At 33.6% G+C, this 18,119-nt stretch carries 19 protein-coding genes; 1 reads left to right on the forward strand and 18 read right to left on the reverse strand.

The genetic code is table 11. From position 1 onward, the window contains the following. Positions 1 to 46: 46 nt before the first annotated feature. The 8 genes from glyA to IW492_RS02075 all read right to left on the reverse strand — a co-directional run bounded on the left by glyA (position 47) and on the right by IW492_RS02075 (position 8,344). Positions 47 to 1,285, reverse strand: a complete 1,239-nt coding sequence (glyA, locus tag IW492_RS02040) for a serine hydroxymethyltransferase (RefSeq protein WP_202064608.1) — start codon at positions 1,283 to 1,285, stop codon at positions 47 to 49. A 72-nt stretch (positions 1,286 to 1,357) separates the two neighbouring features. Beyond that, complete coding sequence (locus IW492_RS02045; protein WP_202064610.1) at positions 1,358 to 2,380, reverse strand: L-threonylcarbamoyladenylate synthase; 1,023 nt, start codon at positions 2,378 to 2,380, stop codon at positions 1,358 to 1,360. Between the two features lie 17 nt (positions 2,381 to 2,397). Further along, entirely contained in the window at positions 2,398 to 3,231 is an 834-nt protein-coding gene (gene prmC, locus IW492_RS02050) for a peptide chain release factor N(5)-glutamine methyltransferase (protein WP_202064611.1), read from the reverse strand. Then, positions 3,224 to 4,297 (reverse strand): peptide chain release factor 1, encoded by a 1,074-nt coding sequence (gene prfA / locus IW492_RS02055; protein ID WP_202064613.1) that lies wholly within the window; start codon positions 4,295 to 4,297, stop codon positions 3,224 to 3,226. The genes prmC and prfA overlap by 8 nt, the downstream gene beginning before the upstream one ends. Positions 4,298 to 4,408: 111 nt before the next feature. Continuing rightward, the gene (locus IW492_RS02060) at positions 4,409 to 4,990 is read right to left on the reverse strand and encodes a thymidine kinase (protein ID WP_202064614.1); all 582 of its coding nucleotides are present in this window, start codon (positions 4,988 to 4,990) and stop codon (positions 4,409 to 4,411) included. A 169-nt stretch (positions 4,991 to 5,159) separates the two neighbouring features. Further along, positions 5,160 to 6,356 (reverse strand): tyrosine-type recombinase/integrase, encoded by a 1,197-nt coding sequence (locus IW492_RS02065; RefSeq protein WP_202064615.1) that lies wholly within the window; start codon positions 6,354 to 6,356, stop codon positions 5,160 to 5,162. 58 nt (positions 6,357 to 6,414) lie between these two features. Continuing rightward, positions 6,415 to 6,693, reverse strand: coding sequence for a helix-turn-helix domain-containing protein (locus IW492_RS18260; protein ID WP_202064616.1), 279 nt, complete (start codon positions 6,691 to 6,693; stop codon positions 6,415 to 6,417). A gap of 259 nt (positions 6,694 to 6,952) precedes the next feature. Beyond that, entirely contained in the window at positions 6,953 to 8,344 is a 1,392-nt protein-coding gene (locus tag IW492_RS02075; protein WP_202064617.1) for a hypothetical protein, read from the reverse strand. Between the two features lie 58 nt (positions 8,345 to 8,402). Between IW492_RS02075 and IW492_RS02080 the strand changes: the two genes are divergently transcribed. After that, positions 8,403 to 9,287 carry a DNA-methyltransferase gene (locus IW492_RS02080; RefSeq protein WP_202064618.1) on the forward strand — a complete coding sequence of 295 codons (885 nt, stop codon included), beginning with the start codon at positions 8,403 to 8,405 and terminating at the stop codon, positions 9,285 to 9,287. 16 nt (positions 9,288 to 9,303) lie between these two features. On the opposite strand, the gene IW492_RS02085 is transcribed toward IW492_RS02080, so the two are convergent. From IW492_RS02085 to IW492_RS02125, 10 genes are all read right to left on the reverse strand, one after another. Continuing rightward, a complete protein-coding gene (locus IW492_RS02085; RefSeq protein WP_202064619.1) occupies positions 9,304 to 9,585 on the reverse strand; it encodes a helix-turn-helix domain-containing protein in 282 nt (93 codons plus the stop codon). Positions 9,586 to 9,889: 304 nt separating this feature from the next. After that, positions 9,890 to 10,018, reverse strand: a complete 129-nt coding sequence (locus IW492_RS18265) for a hypothetical protein (RefSeq protein WP_269160904.1) — start codon at positions 10,016 to 10,018, stop codon at positions 9,890 to 9,892. A gap of 24 nt (positions 10,019 to 10,042) precedes the next feature. Then, on the reverse strand, positions 10,043 to 10,207 hold the full coding sequence (locus tag IW492_RS02090; protein WP_202064621.1) for a hypothetical protein: 165 nt from the start codon (positions 10,205 to 10,207) through the stop codon (positions 10,043 to 10,045). A 544-nt stretch (positions 10,208 to 10,751) separates the two neighbouring features. Next, entirely contained in the window at positions 10,752 to 13,544 is a 2,793-nt protein-coding gene (locus tag IW492_RS02095; protein WP_202064622.1) for a MucBP domain-containing protein, read from the reverse strand. 66 nt (positions 13,545 to 13,610) lie between these two features. Next, entirely contained in the window at positions 13,611 to 13,814 is a 204-nt protein-coding gene (locus IW492_RS02100) for a preprotein translocase, SecE subunit domain protein (protein WP_202064623.1), read from the reverse strand. 24 nt (positions 13,815 to 13,838) lie between these two features. Beyond that, a complete protein-coding gene (locus tag IW492_RS02105; RefSeq protein WP_202064624.1) occupies positions 13,839 to 13,979 on the reverse strand; it encodes a hypothetical protein in 141 nt (46 codons plus the stop codon). A 67-nt stretch (positions 13,980 to 14,046) separates the two neighbouring features. Continuing rightward, positions 14,047 to 14,307 (reverse strand): hypothetical protein, encoded by a 261-nt coding sequence (locus IW492_RS02110; RefSeq protein ID WP_202064625.1) that lies wholly within the window; start codon positions 14,305 to 14,307, stop codon positions 14,047 to 14,049. Between the two features lie 288 nt (positions 14,308 to 14,595). Next, positions 14,596 to 15,225: a recombinase family protein gene (locus IW492_RS02115; protein ID WP_202064627.1), complete on the reverse strand. Its 630-nt coding sequence runs from the start codon at positions 15,223 to 15,225 to the stop codon at positions 14,596 to 14,598. A gap of 490 nt (positions 15,226 to 15,715) precedes the next feature. Beyond that, a complete protein-coding gene (locus IW492_RS02120; RefSeq protein ID WP_202064636.1) occupies positions 15,716 to 16,246 on the reverse strand; it encodes a hypothetical protein in 531 nt (176 codons plus the stop codon). 680 nt (positions 16,247 to 16,926) lie between these two features. Continuing rightward, entirely contained in the window at positions 16,927 to 18,093 is a 1,167-nt protein-coding gene (locus IW492_RS02125) for a spr1629 family repressor/antitoxin (RefSeq protein ID WP_202064638.1), read from the reverse strand. Positions 18,094 to 18,119 lie beyond the last annotated feature (26 nt).

Here is an 18,119-nt window from a genome sequence, read left to right on the forward strand (position 1 = left end):
ACGAGTTTTCAAGAATTTTGGCAGAGATCCAGAAAAAATCCACAGCTTATTTGTACAACGGATGTTTCTTTGTCAATTCTTTTACAGCTTCTTTAACTTCCGTCATCATTTCTTCGTTTTCACGATTTTTCAGTGCCTTAACAATCAGTTTTGCCACTTCAACTGAATCTTCTTCTCTGAAGCCGCGGGTTGTAATTGCCGGGGTTCCAACACGAATACCGCTTGTTTTAAATGGACTCAGCTGTTCAAATGGAATGGCATTTTTATTCACTGTAATATTCACGCTATCTAAGATTGTTTCAGCTTCTTTTCCATTGATACCAAAACCAGTAACATCTATCAGCAGAAGATGGTTGTCTGTTGCTCCACTTACCAAGCGTGCTTCCGGAGCCTGATTAAAGACCTTTGTCATTGCTTTGGCGTTTGCTATCACTTGTTCGCTGTAATCTTTAAAATCAAGATCCAATGCTTCTTTAAACGCTACTGCCTTGCCCGCAATAACATGTTCCAATGGACCACCTTGAATTCCGGGGAAAATATTACTGTTAATTTTTTTAGCCAGCTCTTCGTCATTTGTCAAAATCAAGCCTCCACGAGGACCGCGTAAGGTTTTATGTGTTGTTGATGTCGTAATATCTGCATAAGGAACTGGGTTTGGATGTAAACCAGCCGCAACCAGTCCGGCAATATGAGCCATATCAACCATTAATTTTGCGCCCACTTCATCAGCAATTTCACGGAATTTTTCAAAGTCCAGTGTTCGCGAATATGCACTTGCACCGGCTACAATCAGCTTAGGCTGATGCTCGCGTGCCAGAATACGAACGACATTGTAATCAATTACTTCCGTTACAGGATCGACACCATAACTAACAAAATTGTATGTCTTACCGCTGAAATTCACTGGTGATCCATGGGTTAAGTGTCCACCCGCAGACAAATCCATTCCCATCACTGTATCACCAGGCTCAATTAATGAAAGATACGCTGCTGTATTTGCCTGCGAACCAGAATGAGGCTGAACATTGGCGAATCCTGCACCGAATAATTCCTTGGCACGTTCAATAGCCAGACTCTCAATCACATCAACAAATTCACACCCGCCATAGTAGCGTTTCCCAGGATAGCCCTCCGCATATTTGTTTGTCAGAATACTTCCCTGGGCAGCCATGACCCCTTCTGAGACTACATTTTCCGATGCAATCAATTCCAGATTGTTTTCTTGGCGCTCTTTTTCTTTTCCAATCGCTTCCCAAACTTCAGGATCAAATATTTCATAACTCATTTAGACAACACCTCATTATAATTTCTTGTTTCGATTGTATCATACTTAAATCCAGTCTACTCAAAAAAGCGATCAGATTTTCAAAAAATTTTGCCCCGCAGCTTTTTTTAGCCGGTTCATATAGGCTTCACCTAAACCATTTTCTGGAAATGACGGTGCAAAAATGATATCCACCTGTGCATCATCCAGCTTACGCAACCCTGAAAACAGCTGCTTCGTTGCTTGTTCCACTGTATTCTCACCAAAAGAGAAGATTTTTGTTACCTGATTCCCTAGTCGCTCAGCCGTCTTCCGATCTGTAAATATTCCGGCTTTTTTATTCTGAGCGTTCGCCCACTCCACTGCTTTCAGCCAGTCTGTCTCTGTATTTTCAACAATCCAGACTGGGGTATCCGGAGAATAATGTTTGTATTTCATTCCCGGTGCCTTAGGTGCTTCTTTCTCCACCAGTAAATGTCTATCCACTCTTACCGTCCCAATCACTTGCTCCAGCTCCTCTTTTGTCACCGCTCCCGGACGTAAAATCATTGGACCATTAATTGAATCCGACAAATCAAGGACTGTTGACTCCACACCAATTTGAGTAGGACCGCCATCGACAACACCCTCGATTTTTCCTCGAAGATCATGAAACACATGATCCGCTGTTGTCGGACTGGGTTTTCCAGAGGTATTGGCACTTGGACCGACTAATGGAATTCCTGCTTCTTCAATCAGCTGCAGTGTCAATGGATGGTCCGGCATTCTAAATGCAACAGTGGTCAGCCCGCCAGTTACAACAGAAGAGAAGCTTCCTTCCTTCATTGGTAAAATCAGTGTCAGCGGTCCAGGCCAAAAATGATCAATCAATGTTTCTGCCATCCCCGGCAAATTTTCAACATATTGTTCCATCATTTTTTTTCCATTTACATGAACAATTAGAGGATTGTCGCTCGGACGCCCTTTTACCTGATAAACCTGTTTCACAGCGGATTCAGAGAGCGCACTGGCACCCAACCCGTACACCGTCTCTGTCGGAAAAGAAACAAGTGCGCCTTTTTTCAGGAAGTCCGCTGCCTTTTTTATATCTTCAATAGTAAATCGTTGCGTTTCCACTGCCTCTCCTCCTCTGTTTAATCTGCAATAACCATTCGATCTTTCCCTGAAAGGTCCTTTTTTATTCTAATACGTTTTTCCGGGAAAGCTGTCTGAATCATTTTTTTGACGGCTTCTCCTTGTTGAAAACCAATCTCAAAATAAATTTTTCCGTTTGAAACCAGGCAGCTTTTCGCTTCCTCAATCAACTGCCTGTAGACAGCCAAACCGTTCTCTTCAGCCAGCAAAGCCAAATGGGGCTCATATTTCCGTACACTTTCGTCCATCAATGCCCACTCCTCTGTACTGATGTACGGCGGATTGGAAATCAGAATGTCAACACTATGTCCATTTAGCGGAGCCAGCCCGTTGCCCAAAAAGAATTCAACTGCTGCTCCCAATCTTTCACTGTTTTTTTCTGCAACTTTTAGCGCTTCTTCTGACAAGTCAACTGCTTTTACCTGCCAGGCAGGACGGGCCAATTTCAGACTGACTGCAATAGCTCCTGTTCCAGTCCCTACATCAACTACCGTTAATTCTTTGTTGCCATTTTCCTCAAGACAGTATTCCACCAGCTCTTCAGTTTCCGGTCTTGGGATTAATGTATGCTCTGTAACACTAAACCGATGTCCGTAAAACTCACTGTATCCGAGTAAATACTGCGGGGGATAATCTGTCAGAAGCTGCGCCAGATCTGCCTCTAGCCTCTGTTCCTCCTCAGCTGAAATCGCATCTCTCATATGCAGCAGCCAGTCTGTTTTGGACCAGCCTTTTCTTTCCAGAAAAAGATACTGGATGGCATAGCCTTCTTTGCCGGCTTCTTCTAAAAAAGAAGAAGCCCGTTTCAGGACTTCAAAATAACTTCTACCCATTCTGCATCTCTTCCAGCTTCGATGTCTGATCATACATTACCAAGGCATCAATGATTTCATCCAGTTTGCCGGCAAGAATTTGATCCAGCTTCTGAATGGTTAACCCAATACGATGATCTGTCACACGATTCTGCGGGAAATTGTAGGTACGGATTCGTTCAGAACGATCTCCGGTGCCCACTGCTGATTTACGGTTGGCATCATATTCGCTTTGTGCTTCCTGCTGAATAATATCATACACTCTGGCACGCAGAACCTTCATTGCTTTATCCCGGTTTTTAAGCTGCGAACGTTCATCCTGCATCGCAACAACCACTCCGGTAGGAATATGTGTCAGACGAACGGCAGAAGCAGTTTTATTGACGTGCTGTCCGCCCGCTCCGCTGGCATGATAAATATCTGTACGAATATCTTTTTCTGCGATATCAATTTCTACTTCTTCTGCTTCCGGCATGACAACAACCGTCGCTGTAGACGTATGGATACGCCCCTGTGACTCTGTTGACGGCACCCGCTGTACGCGGTGTGCGCCGCTTTCATATTTCAGCTTGGAGAATACATTGTCTCCGCTAATCATCATGATCACTTCTTTATAACCGCCGATTCCTGTAATATTGGCTTCAAGCACTTCCACTTTCCAGCCCTGAGATTCAGCATATTTCTGATACATGTTAAATAGGTCGCCTGCAAACAGTGCAGCTTCATCTCCGCCGGCAGCTCCCCGGATTTCCATGATAATATTTTTATCATCGTTAGGATCTTTTGGCAAAAGCAAAATTTTAATTTTTTCTTCCAGTTCTTCTTTTTCCTTTTTTAAATCTGACAATTCTTCTTTGGCCATTTCAGCCATTTCAGCATCCAGATTTTCACCCAGCAATTCTTCGGTATCTCTAATACCGTCAACCACAGTTTTATAACGGCGATAAGTCTCTACTGTTCCCCTTGTATTTGCTTCTTCCTTTGAAAGCTCCATAAATCGTTTCGTGTCAGTGATGACTTCCGGATCACTTAACAGCTCGCCCAGCTCTTCATAGCGATCTTCTATACTTTGCAACTGATCGTACATGTAGTTAAACTCCTTCTTTGCTTTTATTAATTACTCCACGAGGCAGTCTTTTCTGCTCTCTTGTACTATTACTTTTTATGCTCCTGCCTTATCTGTTTATCTACAGCTTCACTAAGATTCTTTTCTTTCCATTGGATGAAAGTAATGATGTCTGCACACAGGATAATACGCTTCATTGCCGCCAATCTGCACTTGATCACCTTCATAGACCGGCTGACCGTCGATATAGTGAAGATTCATGATGGCCTTTTTGTGGCAGAACCAGCAAATGGTTTTCAGCTCTTCAATTTTATCTGCATAAAGCAGCAGATATTTTGATCCTTCAAACAGCTCATTACGAAAATCGTTCTTTAATCCGAACGCCATTACAGGGATGTTCAGCTCATCAACGACTCTGGCAAATTCGATGACATGATGCTTGCTCAAAAACTGAGATTCATCAACCAATACACAATAAGGTCGATCCTTCAAACCATTAACCAATTCAAACACATCTGTCCCTTCAAAAATCGGCAGTGCTTCTCTTTTTAAGCCAATTCTGCTGGACACATTCCCGACACCATCTCGGGTATCCAGACCGCTTGTCATAATCACTACAGGCTTGTCCTGTTCTTCATAGTTATGTGCTACTTTTAAAATCTCAATTGTTTTGCCGCTGTTCATCGCGCCATATTTAAAAAAAAGTTGTGCCATCGCTCACAGTCACCTTTCATTTCATTCCTTTCGTATTTTACTATATTTCCGAAGTTTTTTATAGTAGTAAATTTAAGCCTTATGTATCAAGGGGTTTCAGCGACATGAGTTTTTTCATGCCTGCACCTATGCCTGCTCCTTTTTTGGCATATAAAAAAGAAAAAAGTAATCATCCCACTTGAATTAGTGGAACAATTACCTCATCTGCTTTATTTGCTATTTCTACTAAATAATTTGGACTTGTATGGGTATAACCATCTGTCATTGTTTTATCTTTTAATGTATGACCTACATATTTACTTAATTTATTTTTTGTTGTTTCATACTCTGTTAATAAGGTGATAAACGTATGCCTAAACGCATGGGCTGTAAATTTTTCTCTTTTCATTGCTTCACATATGACTTCTAACTTATAATTTATTGCACTATTTGTATATCTCTTCTCTTGAGCTATATTATAAAATACTACCTCTGAATATTCATTGATTTCTCTATTAAATTTCTCTTCTGCTTCTTTTTGAGATACTTTCCACTTTTTCAACAATTCCAATAAATATTCTGAAGAAATTGGGATGATACGATTTGAATCTATAGTCTTAGGACTTGAAACCTCTATCCTTCTTTTTAATTCTACTTGAGTTTTGTTAATAGTAAGTGTTTTTTCCTTTAAATTAATATCTGACCAATTTAATGCTAATGCTTCTCCAATCCTAATGCCTGTCATAACCAATAATGTGAATAGAGTTTTATATTGCAGATTATGACTGTTTTTATTTTGTGCTTTTGTTTTATTTCTTTCTTCCATTCCTTTAAAGAATTGATTTAATTCTATTGCTGTTAAATACTTATCCTCTTCTTTTTTCTTCTTCTTTAATTTTGATTTTTGTACAACTACAATATCCACCGGATTTAATCTTATTATTCCAGCATTTTTTGCCAGTTCAAAAATTGATTTAATCATACTTACTTGATTATTCATATTTGTGTATCTTGGTGTTAAATCATCTATTATTTCTTGCATAGTAACAGAATTTACTTTACGTATTTTTTTACTACCTAATTTATTTTTGAACCCTGTTTTATACCTTCTTTCATATCCTATAATTGATTGTTCCTTAACATCTCTCTTTTTTGTCAACTCTAACCAATATTCAAAAACTTCATCAACAGTAGAATCATATCCTAATTTTACTGTTGCTAACTCCTCCATATCATCTCTATATCTTGCTTCTGCTAACCTAGCATCACTTTTTGTTCTAAAACCGCCTCTACAAATATCTATCCTTTTTTTACTTAAAGGGTCTCTTCGAGAAATAACAAACCTCCATCTAACTCCTCTTTTTACCTCATAACTTGAAACTGACATATAATACACATCTTCCTTTCTAATTTTATTTTTTTAAATCCAGCATACCTCCATACCTTTATTTATTATAGTTTCTCATCCATTCTTGCACATCATTCAAATTGTAACGAACAATTTTTCCAAATGAAAAATAGGGTAGCCCTTGCTCTCTTAATCGCATAACACTTTTTTCTGAAACATCTAATAACTCTGCTAACTGTTTTTTTGATACATATTGAAATTTACTTGCTTCTTTAATAGATTTCATATTTAATTCTTGTAACTCTTGTGCCAATTCTTTTATTATTTGCTGTTGTTGTTCTTCATTTAATACAACCATCAATCCATTATTTTCCACTAAAACTCCTCCTTTCCTTTTCCTATAATGCAATACTATAATCTTAATCATAATCATTCCACCGATTCTTATCATCTGATTATTTGAATAAAAGTTACTCTTAAAATTATTATAGGTACATTAAACCATCACAATCGTAATGCTTCCACTCAGTTTTATCATTACAATATCTAAATTGATTTCTGAATACAAAAAAGACGTTAGAATACCCAAGTTACAGGATATTTTAACGTCACAACTATTGACACTTTTTTGCATTCTAATTATTATTATCATATCTTTTTATTGCATTCAATAGATGATTTTCTTTAAATTTGTATTTTTCACAAACAATTTCAAGCAACTCTTTTTCATTCAAATGAGTATTTTCCTTCTTTTTTCTTTCTTGACTAAATATTTTGAAATAGTATGCATATAGATGTTTATACGCTGTTTCCCTTGAAATTTGAAATTCTTTAGAAACTTTTGCAATAGAATACCCTTTAAGTAGTTTTTGATAAATTTTGTCTCCCGAGTTTTTTGTAGAAGCTTTTTTACTATTTAAAAATTCACTCCGTTTCTTAACCCCATCAGTTCTTCTTTGTTTTGTTGACTTAGATGAACTTTTAACTAATGACTCCTTATATAATACTGTTAGCTCATATCTTTTTCCATCTGCTTCCTTTAAACCTAAGAATTTTGATATTAGATTAGGGAAGAAGACAGTCAAACAATCAATTCTTTGAGCCTCTTTATTTGATAAACTACTTAACTTATTTTCAATTACTTCATATTCTAACATCCACTTACCTGCTTGTTTTATTGCATTTAGAATAGTTTTATCTTTACTATTTTCTGATGATTCAAGCACTGTAGTCACATAAAACAAATATAACTGATAATCTGATACGAAATGATTTTGATAGAGAACCAAATTTACTTCTTTTAACTTTTCTCCAAATTCTTCCACTATCATTGGATTATAAGGAATACCACTTACATTTTCTAAAATAGGAATTAAACGTTTTTCTTCTTGCTCTCTCCATAAAACAATATAATAAGTAATACTTAAATACGTTTGATACTTCTTCCATGCTTGTTCCAATTCTTTTCCTTCTTTATGGGCAATTGGAACCCTAAATTTATCTTCCAAATGTTGTAAATCTTGATTTAATAACAAAAGATATCCTTCTTTAGTAATCTCTTCTTGAACATTATCAACTTTGATTGTTTGATTACTCTTTTTAAAAAAGGTTCTTGTTGAATATGCTTTTCTGTAAAATCTTAATAACCGTTTTCTAACCTCATAATCTACATACCTCATAGATAATAATCCGAAAATATCATACAATTTATTTTTATCTGAAGTATCTAACCCTAAATACCTCATTGATAAATTTTGAATAGTATATGTATCTTCTACTTGATATCGAGATAAAAGAAAGGCAACATCCCAATTTTTTTGAACAGATTCTTCATCACTTATCCATATTTTTACTAATTCAATTGCTTCTTGTTTATCCTCTAATCCTTCAAATCTTAATTCAATTCTTTGTTCTACAGTTTGAATTGCATTATTTAGGTTTAAAATTCTTCCATTCACTTCTACTGCTGAACAAAATTTTATCAACTCATTAGTAATTTTTTCTGCTTTTATTTTTAATTCATCCATAACAATTCTCCATGTTATAATTCTTCTAAGACAAGTATATCAGAAAAGGAACTTACTTATGAAAAATCTCTTAAACACAATTACATATGGAAACTCTTTTGAGTTAATTCATCAAATAGATGACCACTCTATAGACTTAATCCTAACTGACCCTCCATATTTTCTTAACAGTTCTGGAGGTTTCAAGGGAAAAGAATGGGATTCTTCTAAAAGTTTGTTAGATGTTGAAACAACCAATAAAATTGAATATGGAACCCTGACTAAAAAGCAAGCAAGAGAAGAATATTTAAACGCAGTAGAAAACTATTTTATTCATATGACCAATGTTCTTCTCCCTAAATTAAAAGTAGATGGTACTTTAATTATTTTCAATAGAAAACATAATCTTGATACCATCAATAATGTTCTTCAAAAAGATACTTTCACACTAGAAGAATGGCAACGATTTCCACTTTCTAATCAACAATCTGAACCCAATTCACGATGGTATACTACTTATCTTGAGTGGAAAAAGACAAATCCTAACACTAAAATCCATAAAAGGGATTGGTCTGAATATGCATTGATTGCCAGTAATATGACTAAATCTAATCCAGAAAAAATTGCACAGATTCCACAGTATTGGGATGATAATCTTAATTCTGATAATCAATATTATGCAACGTCTCCTTATAAATCTAAAACGATATTTTATGAAAAATCAAACCATGTTTCTCCTAAACCTATCAGCTTATGGGCAGATTTAATTAAGCGTTTTACTAATCCAAATGATATAGTTCTTGATATATACTCTGGTTCTGGTACCACTGCAATGGTAGCAGAGGATTTAAATAGACAATATATTGCCTTTGAATATGAACAAGAACAAGTAGAACGCAGTTTAGACCGTTTGAAGAAATTTAAAGAGAATATGCCCCACTCGGTTTTTCCATTTAAAAATTAGATAATTTATTAAGGTATTAGTCTTCTAATGCCTTAAATCTTCTTCTAACTGTACGTTCACTGACTCCCCAATTGTCTGCAATTTCTTTCTGAGTTATTTTCTTTTGCTTCCATAGACTATAAGCACGATTCACCATTTCATCAGATATTTTTGTCGGTCTTCCTACATTCTTTAAAGAAGAATTTAGTCCTCGACTAATATTTTTATTCCTATTCACTATCTTATACATTTCTTGTAATTCCTTACCACTAATCCCGCTGAAAATAATTTTTGGTACATATTTTTGTTGTTCTTCCATTGATTCCTCCTTGAACCTTATGTCCTATTTTTAGACTCACAACTATTGACACTTTTTTGATTTTGAATAGGACATAACATTTATTTTTTGTTGATGACATTTTAAGAAAATATCACCATCTGAAATTTTTTCTTGATGATATTCACCCTATCTAACTCTAAAAATTTGAGGACAATCATCTGATTCTCTTCAAATTTTCTATTTTTATACTTCATAACCATTGACACTTTTTTATAAAATCAGGACATAAGGTTGTTCTGAAATTTTAATAATCTGATAAATCTTATGTCCGTTTTCAAATGAACTATCTATCCGCATTTTCCTTTAAAACTTTCTTTAGTAATTTAGTTATGTATGTATAAATAACGATATCTTGTTCATATTTTTCAATAATAAATTTTAAGTTCTTCTTATCTTGTTTATTTATTTTCATTCAAATCCCCCTCATTTTAAAATTTCAAACCTCCTCAAATGGAACAATATAGTCCATCTTTATTATCTTTTCAAAAATTATTGTTGCTTGGATATTAAAATCTACTTGACTCAACTCATCTAAATAGAAATTATTTTCCTTCATCAATTTAATCAACTTTTTCATAATTTCTTTTTCCCTCTTATTCATCTCATCCTCTCCTTTAATCTTATTATAAAAAAGAATCCTAATATCATTATCAGGATTCTACTCTATCATCATTCATATATCATGTTCTATGTATCAATCATTCATCTATGTATATAAAGATTCCCTTCAATGTTTATTTTTTGTTTTGTTTAATTATTTTTCTTTTTTTGTTATGTTTAACTCTTAATATAAGTATAGCATGCTGTCAATTTTATGTCCTCTTTTTCTTATCATCTTTCATAGAAATATTCCTATGATAGTATTTCAAGATGATTTTAATCAATAAAATATAAGTCTATTTTAATTATTAAGAATTCCTTAAGAAGTTGAAAAATAATTTATTGCTTGTTATTTAAACCTTGACTTTTTGACAGACTACGTTTTGATTCTATCACTAACCAGACACCTTGTGTGCCCTCTTAAACTAATTTTGGGATAGTTATACCCTAAATACCTTATATCCCCTTAAAAGCCCTCCCAGAGACATATCAAAAAAAGAGGTAGCAAGATTTCTCTCACTACCTACGGTATTTACTACAGAATACTAATTTAAATTATTGATTGCATTTTTTAAATTAGAAGTTGCTTCATCTACTTGTTGCTGAGTAGCATTTGAATCATCAAATACTTGCTTCACTTCTGCTTTAACCAAGATGAAATGGTTCCAAGACTCTACACTATAAGTTTCTTCTGATAATGTATTTGAAGTATTATATATTTCAATCAAAACTAATTTATCAACAGTTTCTGGTTGTTCAACCACTGCACTTTCTTCTGTTGGTTCCACTTCTGATTCAGCCTCACTTGTTTCAAGTGTTGCTTCAATAGTTGATTTTACTGTCACTTCTGGTGTTAAACTGCGTGCATTCTTTGTTACTTTTTTTCGATATACAATCGTAATATCTACATTTTCACCTTCATTTGTTAAATCTACTGTTGGAATACTTACTGGTTCAATTTCTACCCAGTTATCTCCTTCCCAAAATCCATCTACCAATTTATCTTCTGTTGGTGTATAACTATCCCCAAATCCTTTGGCATAACTATCTCCTAAATATGTTCCATCTTCTAATTCATGACGCATATTAATTTCTCGTCCACCTACTGGTTTACTTTCATCTAACCCTCCAATAAAGGCAAAGTATAGATTATAACTTCCATCCGCATTCTTTGTAATATATGCTCCAACAGCTCCTTCATTAATTCCACTGTTTAACATATTGTTGGCATGTCCAGTTGAGTTAATCCAAGCGTTTACTAATTGAGTTGCACCATCTGATTTAATCCATTCCAAACTTGTATTTTCAAATTTACCAATATTTTCATTTACTGCAAATCCTTGATATCCAGCTTCATATACTGCACTATCAAAATCTGAACCATTTGGTCGGCTATGGTCATATAAAGTAGCAATTTCTACCGCACGAGTTGTTGTCCCACTTTGTAATGCTCCATTTGGAACTAAATCTAACAATCCTGGTTCTACTGATTTACGGTAGGCATTCACATTTCCTAATGCACTTCCTGCAATTTGGTTAGCAATTGCTTGCAAATCTTCGGTTGGTGGTGTTACTTCATTTTTCGTATAATTAAACGTAATTGTTGCATCTGTAGTTACTGTAATCGTTTGGATAGCATTTCCTTCTAAGGTATAGCCATTAAATTCTTTAGCATTGGCAGTAAATGATTGCCCCTCTTCTACTTGAATGACAGGTTCCGTTTCTAAAGTAGTTCCATCTGACCCTAAATGTTGTACTGTTATATTATATTTTACAATTGGAGCAACCTCTTCTTTTTGATAAACAAAAGTAATCGTAGTATCCGCTGTTACTGTAATTGTTTGACTATTATTTCCTTGAAGAGTATAACCACTAAATTCTTTAGAAATAGCCGTAAAAGTTTTACCTTGTTCAACTTCAACAGCCAATTCAGCTTCTAAAATATTTCCATCTGTGTCTTTATGTTCAACAGTTACTTTATATTTTGTAATTGGTTCTGCATCTTTAACATAAGTAAATGTAATAGTAGAATTTCCATTTACTGTAATTGTTTGGGTAGTTGAACCTTTAAGAGTATAACCATTAAAAGTTTTGGCTGTTGCGGTAAATACTTGTCCTTTTTCAACTTCTATCGCATCATCTTTATCTAAAACTGTTCCATCTTCTGCTTTATATTCAACAGAAATCTTGAATTTTTCTACTGGTGCTGTATTTTTAGTATAAGTAAAAACAATATCTGTATTTGAATCAACAGTTACTGTTTGAGTGGCTTCTCCATCTAAACTGTAACCTTCTACAGTTTTAGCAGTTGCTGTATAGCTTTCGCCTTTTTCTACTTTTACAGTATCTGCAGTTGCTAGTTCATTTCCTTCTGTATCTAAATATTTAATAACTATATCAAATTTTTCAACTTCAGGAGTTGGATTTTCATTTTTCTTATAGGTAAATATAATTACTTTATCTGAATCCACTTTTACTTCTTGAGTAGCAGTTCCCTCTAAAGTATAACCATCAAATGATTTTGCTTCTGCGGTAAATGTAGCATTTTCATCTACTTTAACATCAGATTCCTTTAATAAAATATTTCCTTCTTCATCTTGGTGTAAAACAGAAACAGTATATTGCTTTGCTTCTGGTGTAACAGGTGTTTCTGGTTCTGCTGGTTTTTCTTCATTGTTGTTATTATCATTTCCATTAGGTTTTTCCGTATTGGTTCCACCATTATTATCATTGTTGGCATTGCTATTTGAATTATTTCCATTTAAATTATTACTATTATTTGTATCACTGTTGGCTCCATTATTGCCACTTGAGTTAGTATTTCCAATTACATTTCCATTATTATCTGATTGAACTGGAATTTTTGGAGTATCAGAATTTTGTCCTGCTACTGGTTTAGATGGGTCTACTTTATCCTCATCTCTAATTACTACATCTGATACTGTATTTCCTTCTGTATCTTTAACTGTTACATGATTTCCATCCCAATGAACCACATGACCCACTGGAATAGTATATTGGTCTCCATCTGACAAACCATTCATTTCCATTAATTTAAACGGTTTAATATTTAATACTTGAGCCAATTCCCAATAAGTATCCCCTTCAATAAAAGTATAACTTCCGCTATTCACATCCAAACGAGTTGCAATTTCTTCTGCTGTATTTGGAACCCAAGTATCTGCATGTACCTCTGTTGTATTACTTAATCCTATAATACCTAAACCCATTGCAACTGTAGCACCAGCTACTACCCACTGTTTTTTAGCTTTGTACATCTGTTTCTTATTGGTTACTTCTCCCTTAAATAGTTGATTTTGCTTGTTTGTTTTGCTCAATTAAAATTCTCCTTTCAGCTGTAGCAGTTAAAGCTGATCGCTTTAACCAATGTTCTGTAGTGCTTTTTAGTTCAATAAATGTTTAATTAGTTTTATAGCTATCCAAATCCCTAAAATAGTCAGCAATATAGGAACCCAGTACTGTAAAATAAGCATCCCTATAAAAATAATTACTCCAATTCCCAACAACCAAGCAATACATCCGCACCCACTCGGTTCATCTGGAACACTTACCGCTTCAATAAAAACTCTTCCAGTTTCTCTTAACACAAAAATTTGAACCTCCTAAACCGATTAAATATATTCTTGAATGCCTTCAAAAATTGCTTGATAAATTTCATTCATTTTTACAAATTCAATATTTGGTGCTTTAATATCTGTTTTTAATCCATTCTTCTCAATGGTAATAACAACAGATTTAGCATTTTTAAACATTGTATATCCAATCCAAGCAATTAAAACTAGGATTAGAATTAGTAATATCACCATAATCTTCTCACTTTCATAGAAATCTAATAATAATCATCAAAAGAAATAATACAGAAAAAATTGCTCCACCTAAAAAAAATATCAACCCAAAGACATATAAAAAGAAATTTGTTCTTCTACTTATTTTGACATTGCTAATATTTTGAATTGGGATGTTCTCCACCACATCCCCTCCTGAAAACATGCCTGCATCGGGAATATCAATTTTTACAAATTTTTCTGTTACTTCTATTTTCCCTTTCCTCTTAGGAAATAGGCTTGATATAAACTCCATTTTGACCTCCTACAATATTTTTTATGACCTCATAAAACTTCTAACGATATTTTTCTAAGTGTGAAACTTCCTCTCACTCTATATATCATTTGAAAAATAGACTAAGTAAAAAGGCATAAAAAAAGAAGCTCATAAAAATTGGAAACCCAACTTTTACAAGCTTTGTATGTAGATTATATTTTTTTGTTGAACTAATCTATAAATCAAATGATATATAGATGATTGGTGCGCTTCTACTATTTAACACTACTTAATTTTACCATGTTATAAAATATCCTCAAGTCTTTTTTAGCGTCTTCTTTGTATATTTGCCATTTTTAAGTATTTATAGGCTGTAGAAGTTTTCATATTGCATTTTTTAGCAATCTCTTCCACAGATAAAGAATTTAATTGGTATAGTCTAATCAACTTATTCTTTTGAGATTTTGTAACAGAAGGTCTTCCTAGTATTTTCCCTTTTTCACGGGCTCTCTCAAGACCAATTTTTACACGTTCACGAGTGTTGCTGACTTCATATTCATTAAAACTTGATAGTATTTGGAAGAACATCTTTCCTCCAATGCTTGAAGTATCGATATGGTCAATTAAACTAATGTAATTTACACCCAATTCCATTAAATCTTCAATTGTATTTACTAAAGTTCTAAATTTTCTGCTTAGCCTATCATTTTTAAATACAATCAAATAAACAGTGTTTTTTTCATCATTTGCCAATTTCTTGATATGCTTTAACATCTTTTGGAACTCTATCCTTTTGTCATTCCTACCACTTCCATGCTCACTATATACATGATTACAATTTTGTTGCTCCATCATTTTAATTTGATTTTCCAAAGACATTTCTTGCTTATCATCCGTTGAAACTCGACAATACCCAATCTTAATAATTTTCTTTTCTAAATTCTCTTTCTTAACCATATTGAACCTCCTAATCATTGATATCTTCTATTGTATCTTTCAATGATTATTCAGTTTCAATCTATCCTATGCTCTACTGTATATATTTTTTGCTTTAATTTTTATTTTTCTTTCAAAGTAATTGTACCATCCTATTCTTAATCATGTTGCATTTTATTATCATCTTTCAAAATTAGACAGTTATTTTATTTTGTGCAATCATTTCAGTATGTTTTCATTTCAAAGAATAAGGCTTTTGACAAAGTATAGATTCATCAGTAACGCTTTTTACAAATGAATACCGATGGTTTACCAGTAATGCTTTTTGCAAAATTTTTATAAAATAACTTGAACCTATTTATCCTCTCATTTATATAAGAAATTTTTAATTCACAACCATTGACAGTTTTACCCATTTCCACACCCTAAAACACATTCTGGGAGCTTTAAAAGAGGATGATATAAATTTATACACGCCTCTTCCAAAACCAACCAGGGCGAAAACCTGACCTTATTCTAATTTCTCAACTTTTGAATCATCTAATTTTGAACTTTCCCCCTCATCCACTTCCTTTTCACTGCTTTTAATAATTTTTTGTTCTTCAATTTTACTTGCCAACTTTTCTAATGAAGCATTTGTATTCTCTAATTCCTTTAATGCTTTTTCAAACTTATTGATGATTGTTTGCTCTCCTTTTGTAAAAGTATAGTCTTTCACTTCTAATTTTATTTTTGTAGCTTCTTTTAAATATTTCTCCGTTACGCTTGTTAGATAACTTAAATTGTTATTATTCAGAATGAACACATTTTTCCCATCCGCATTCTTAATTATTTTAATTCCCTCTACTGACTTACCCCCTTTTTTAATCCGAGTTTGTAATCCTACCACAATTCCTTCTCGTCTTTGCCCATCATAAATTAATTCTTTAGCCAATTCCTTATCTTCAAATAGATAATCCCAAAAATCACTCACTGTAATTCCTTCACTTTTTTCCCCTAATACATAATACAATTTTTTTAACACTTTACTTGTTGTTGACATTACTACCACACCTTTCTTTTAGTGTGTGTGATGTTAACTCTGTTCCCAGCTGTAGTCAAATCTTTCCTTATAAAAATTTCCATACCTGCACGATTTTGCCTGCATTGGTATTATCCCCTGTCTCTTCCACACTCTCACCATAAATTCTCTTTTTTCAAAAACTTATTTTATCAGCGGTAATGCTCTGTCCTACTCTTATGCTTTATCAGCCAATCGAAATTACTATATTTCCGAAGTTTTTTATAGTAGTAAATTTGCGCATTGTGCATTAAGGGCTTCTTAGAGAGGAAATTTTTCATGCCTGCTCCTTTTTGGGAGTATAGAAAAAGGATAATCATCCCACCTTAACTAGTGGAACAATTATCTCATTTGCTTTATTGGCTATTTTTATCAGATGACTAAAACTTACATTTTTATAATTATTTGATTTGTCAAATTAAGCCAGACAATTGTTTCTCATTTATGTAACTCAAATAGACTTCAAAGGAGTACTTTGAGTAAAAATATTGGATGAAGATGCATGCTTCACTATAAACTATTACTCTTCTAACTGTAGGTGCCCAAATTTAAGTACATGCTATACTACACGCAGAAAAAAATTTCAACTTTCCATTATCAATTTTTAACTCACATATTTTATACACTGGTTATTCTCCAAATATTAAATTTTGTATTATTTTCTATAGTGAGCCAAAATTGGCTCTCAACACATTATTAAAGTCGGTAAAGTTATCTTGCTTTTCATATGGACTGAAGAACTCTGGTTCAATTGAAAACATTTCTTCTATTAGTCGCCTCTCCATCTTAAAATGGTCTTCAATACTTCGCAAATCTGTAATTTGGTTAGTTAAAATTAGATTAAAAATGCTTCGAATTTTTCCAGGTCGTTTTAAAGCAATCTCTTTATCCAAAGGTTCTTCCAATCTATAACCTTTTATAGAAATTTGACGATAAAAATAACTATGCTGCTTTGGTGTAAGAAAACCTAATTTATAGGCTCTCATTTCAAGAGCTTGAACTGAAACATTGTACTTTGCTTTTAATGGGATATAGCTGTCCGGATTGGAAATTTTTTTGATTGCTTTAAATTCAGTTCTTAATAATTGTTCAGGTAAAAGAAGGCATGAAGCGAAGTAATCAGCTTCTCGTTCAATTTGTTGACGCTCATTTTTTTCTAGTCCCAAAAAATCAATATGCGAATGTAATAACAAATGTCCCAATTCATGAGCCAAATCAAAATTCCTTCTTACAGCTGACTTTTTAATTCCAAGTACAATTATTGGAATATCCTCAGTAGACCAAGCACTGTATGCATCTGCTTTACCACCTACATTTTTCTCTAAAACATGAATGCCGGATTTTTCTAAAGCCAACAAAAGATTGGCATTGTTTTGTTGAATAACTAAAAAATCACGAGTGATGGCAGCAGCAGCTTCGATTTTTTCATTCGTTAATTCCCCAATCAATTCTTTCCCTATTATGGTTCTCAATGCTATCAAAGTATTCTTGGGCGCATTTAAGTAACCTTCTAAATAATGAATCACCTCCGAAACAACGTTCAAATAAACAACTTCACTATTCGTTTTTTTTCTAGATGAACTATCAGCTTTACGATAAGCCACATTAGTTTCAGAAAAGGTTTTTGAAATACTAAATGGTTCAAAGAAGAAAGCTGTTTTCACTTGTAAAATTTCTCTTAATTGTAAAATGTTCTCAAAGGATGGCTCTATCATATCTTTTTCAAACTGCCATATCGATTGCTCAGATACATTTAATTTATCTCCAAGCTCTTTTCGAGAAAGACCATGTAGCATTCGGACTATCTGCAGATTTTTCCCATAAAACATCGCTTTCTTCCTTTCTTAATTATGTG

The organism is Enterococcus sp. BWB1-3, assembly GCF_016745275.1.
In the GTDB taxonomy this organism is placed as follows: Bacteria; Bacillota; Bacilli; order Lactobacillales; family Enterococcaceae; genus Enterococcus_L.

What these genes read in the sequence shown, in the direction of transcription:
- glyA (WP_202064608.1), bottom strand. Translation starts at nt 1,285, where the DNA reads ATGAGTTATGAAATATTTGATCCTGAAGTTTGGGAAGCGATTGGAAAA.
- prmC (WP_202064611.1), bottom strand. Translation starts at nt 3,231, where the DNA reads ATGGGTAGAAGTTATTTTGAAGTCCTGAAACGGGCTTCTTCTTTTTTA.
- prfA (WP_202064613.1), bottom strand. Translation starts at nt 4,297, where the DNA reads ATGTACGATCAGTTGCAAAGTATAGAAGATCGCTATGAAGAGCTGGGC.
- IW492_RS02060 (WP_202064614.1), bottom strand. Translation starts at nt 4,990, where the DNA reads ATGGCACAACTTTTTTTTAAATATGGCGCGATGAACAGCGGCAAAACA.
- IW492_RS02065 (WP_202064615.1), bottom strand. Translation starts at nt 6,356, where the DNA reads ATGTCAGTTTCAAGTTATGAGGTAAAAAGAGGAGTTAGATGGAGGTTT.
- IW492_RS02075 (WP_202064617.1), bottom strand. Translation starts at nt 8,344, where the DNA reads ATGGATGAATTAAAAATAAAAGCAGAAAAAATTACTAATGAGTTGATA.
- IW492_RS02080 (WP_202064618.1), top strand. Translation starts at nt 8,403, where the DNA reads ATGAAAAATCTCTTAAACACAATTACATATGGAAACTCTTTTGAGTTA.
- IW492_RS02085 (WP_202064619.1), bottom strand. Translation starts at nt 9,585, where the DNA reads ATGGAAGAACAACAAAAATATGTACCAAAAATTATTTTCAGCGGGATT.
- IW492_RS18265 (WP_269160904.1), bottom strand. Translation starts at nt 10,018, where the DNA reads ATGAAAATAAATAAACAAGATAAGAAGAACTTAAAATTTATTATTGAA.
- IW492_RS02090 (WP_202064621.1), bottom strand. Translation starts at nt 10,207, where the DNA reads ATGAATAAGAGGGAAAAAGAAATTATGAAAAAGTTGATTAAATTGATG.
- IW492_RS02105 (WP_202064624.1), bottom strand. Translation starts at nt 13,979, where the DNA reads ATGTTTAAAAATGCTAAATCTGTTGTTATTACCATTGAGAAGAATGGA.
- IW492_RS02110 (WP_202064625.1), bottom strand. Translation starts at nt 14,307, where the DNA reads ATGGAGTTTATATCAAGCCTATTTCCTAAGAGGAAAGGGAAAATAGAA.
- IW492_RS02115 (WP_202064627.1), bottom strand. Translation starts at nt 15,225, where the DNA reads ATGGTTAAGAAAGAGAATTTAGAAAAGAAAATTATTAAGATTGGGTAT.
- IW492_RS02120 (WP_202064636.1), bottom strand. Translation starts at nt 16,246, where the DNA reads ATGTCAACAACAAGTAAAGTGTTAAAAAAATTGTATTATGTATTAGGG.
- IW492_RS02125 (WP_202064638.1), bottom strand. Translation starts at nt 18,093, where the DNA reads ATGTTTTATGGGAAAAATCTGCAGATAGTCCGAATGCTACATGGTCTT.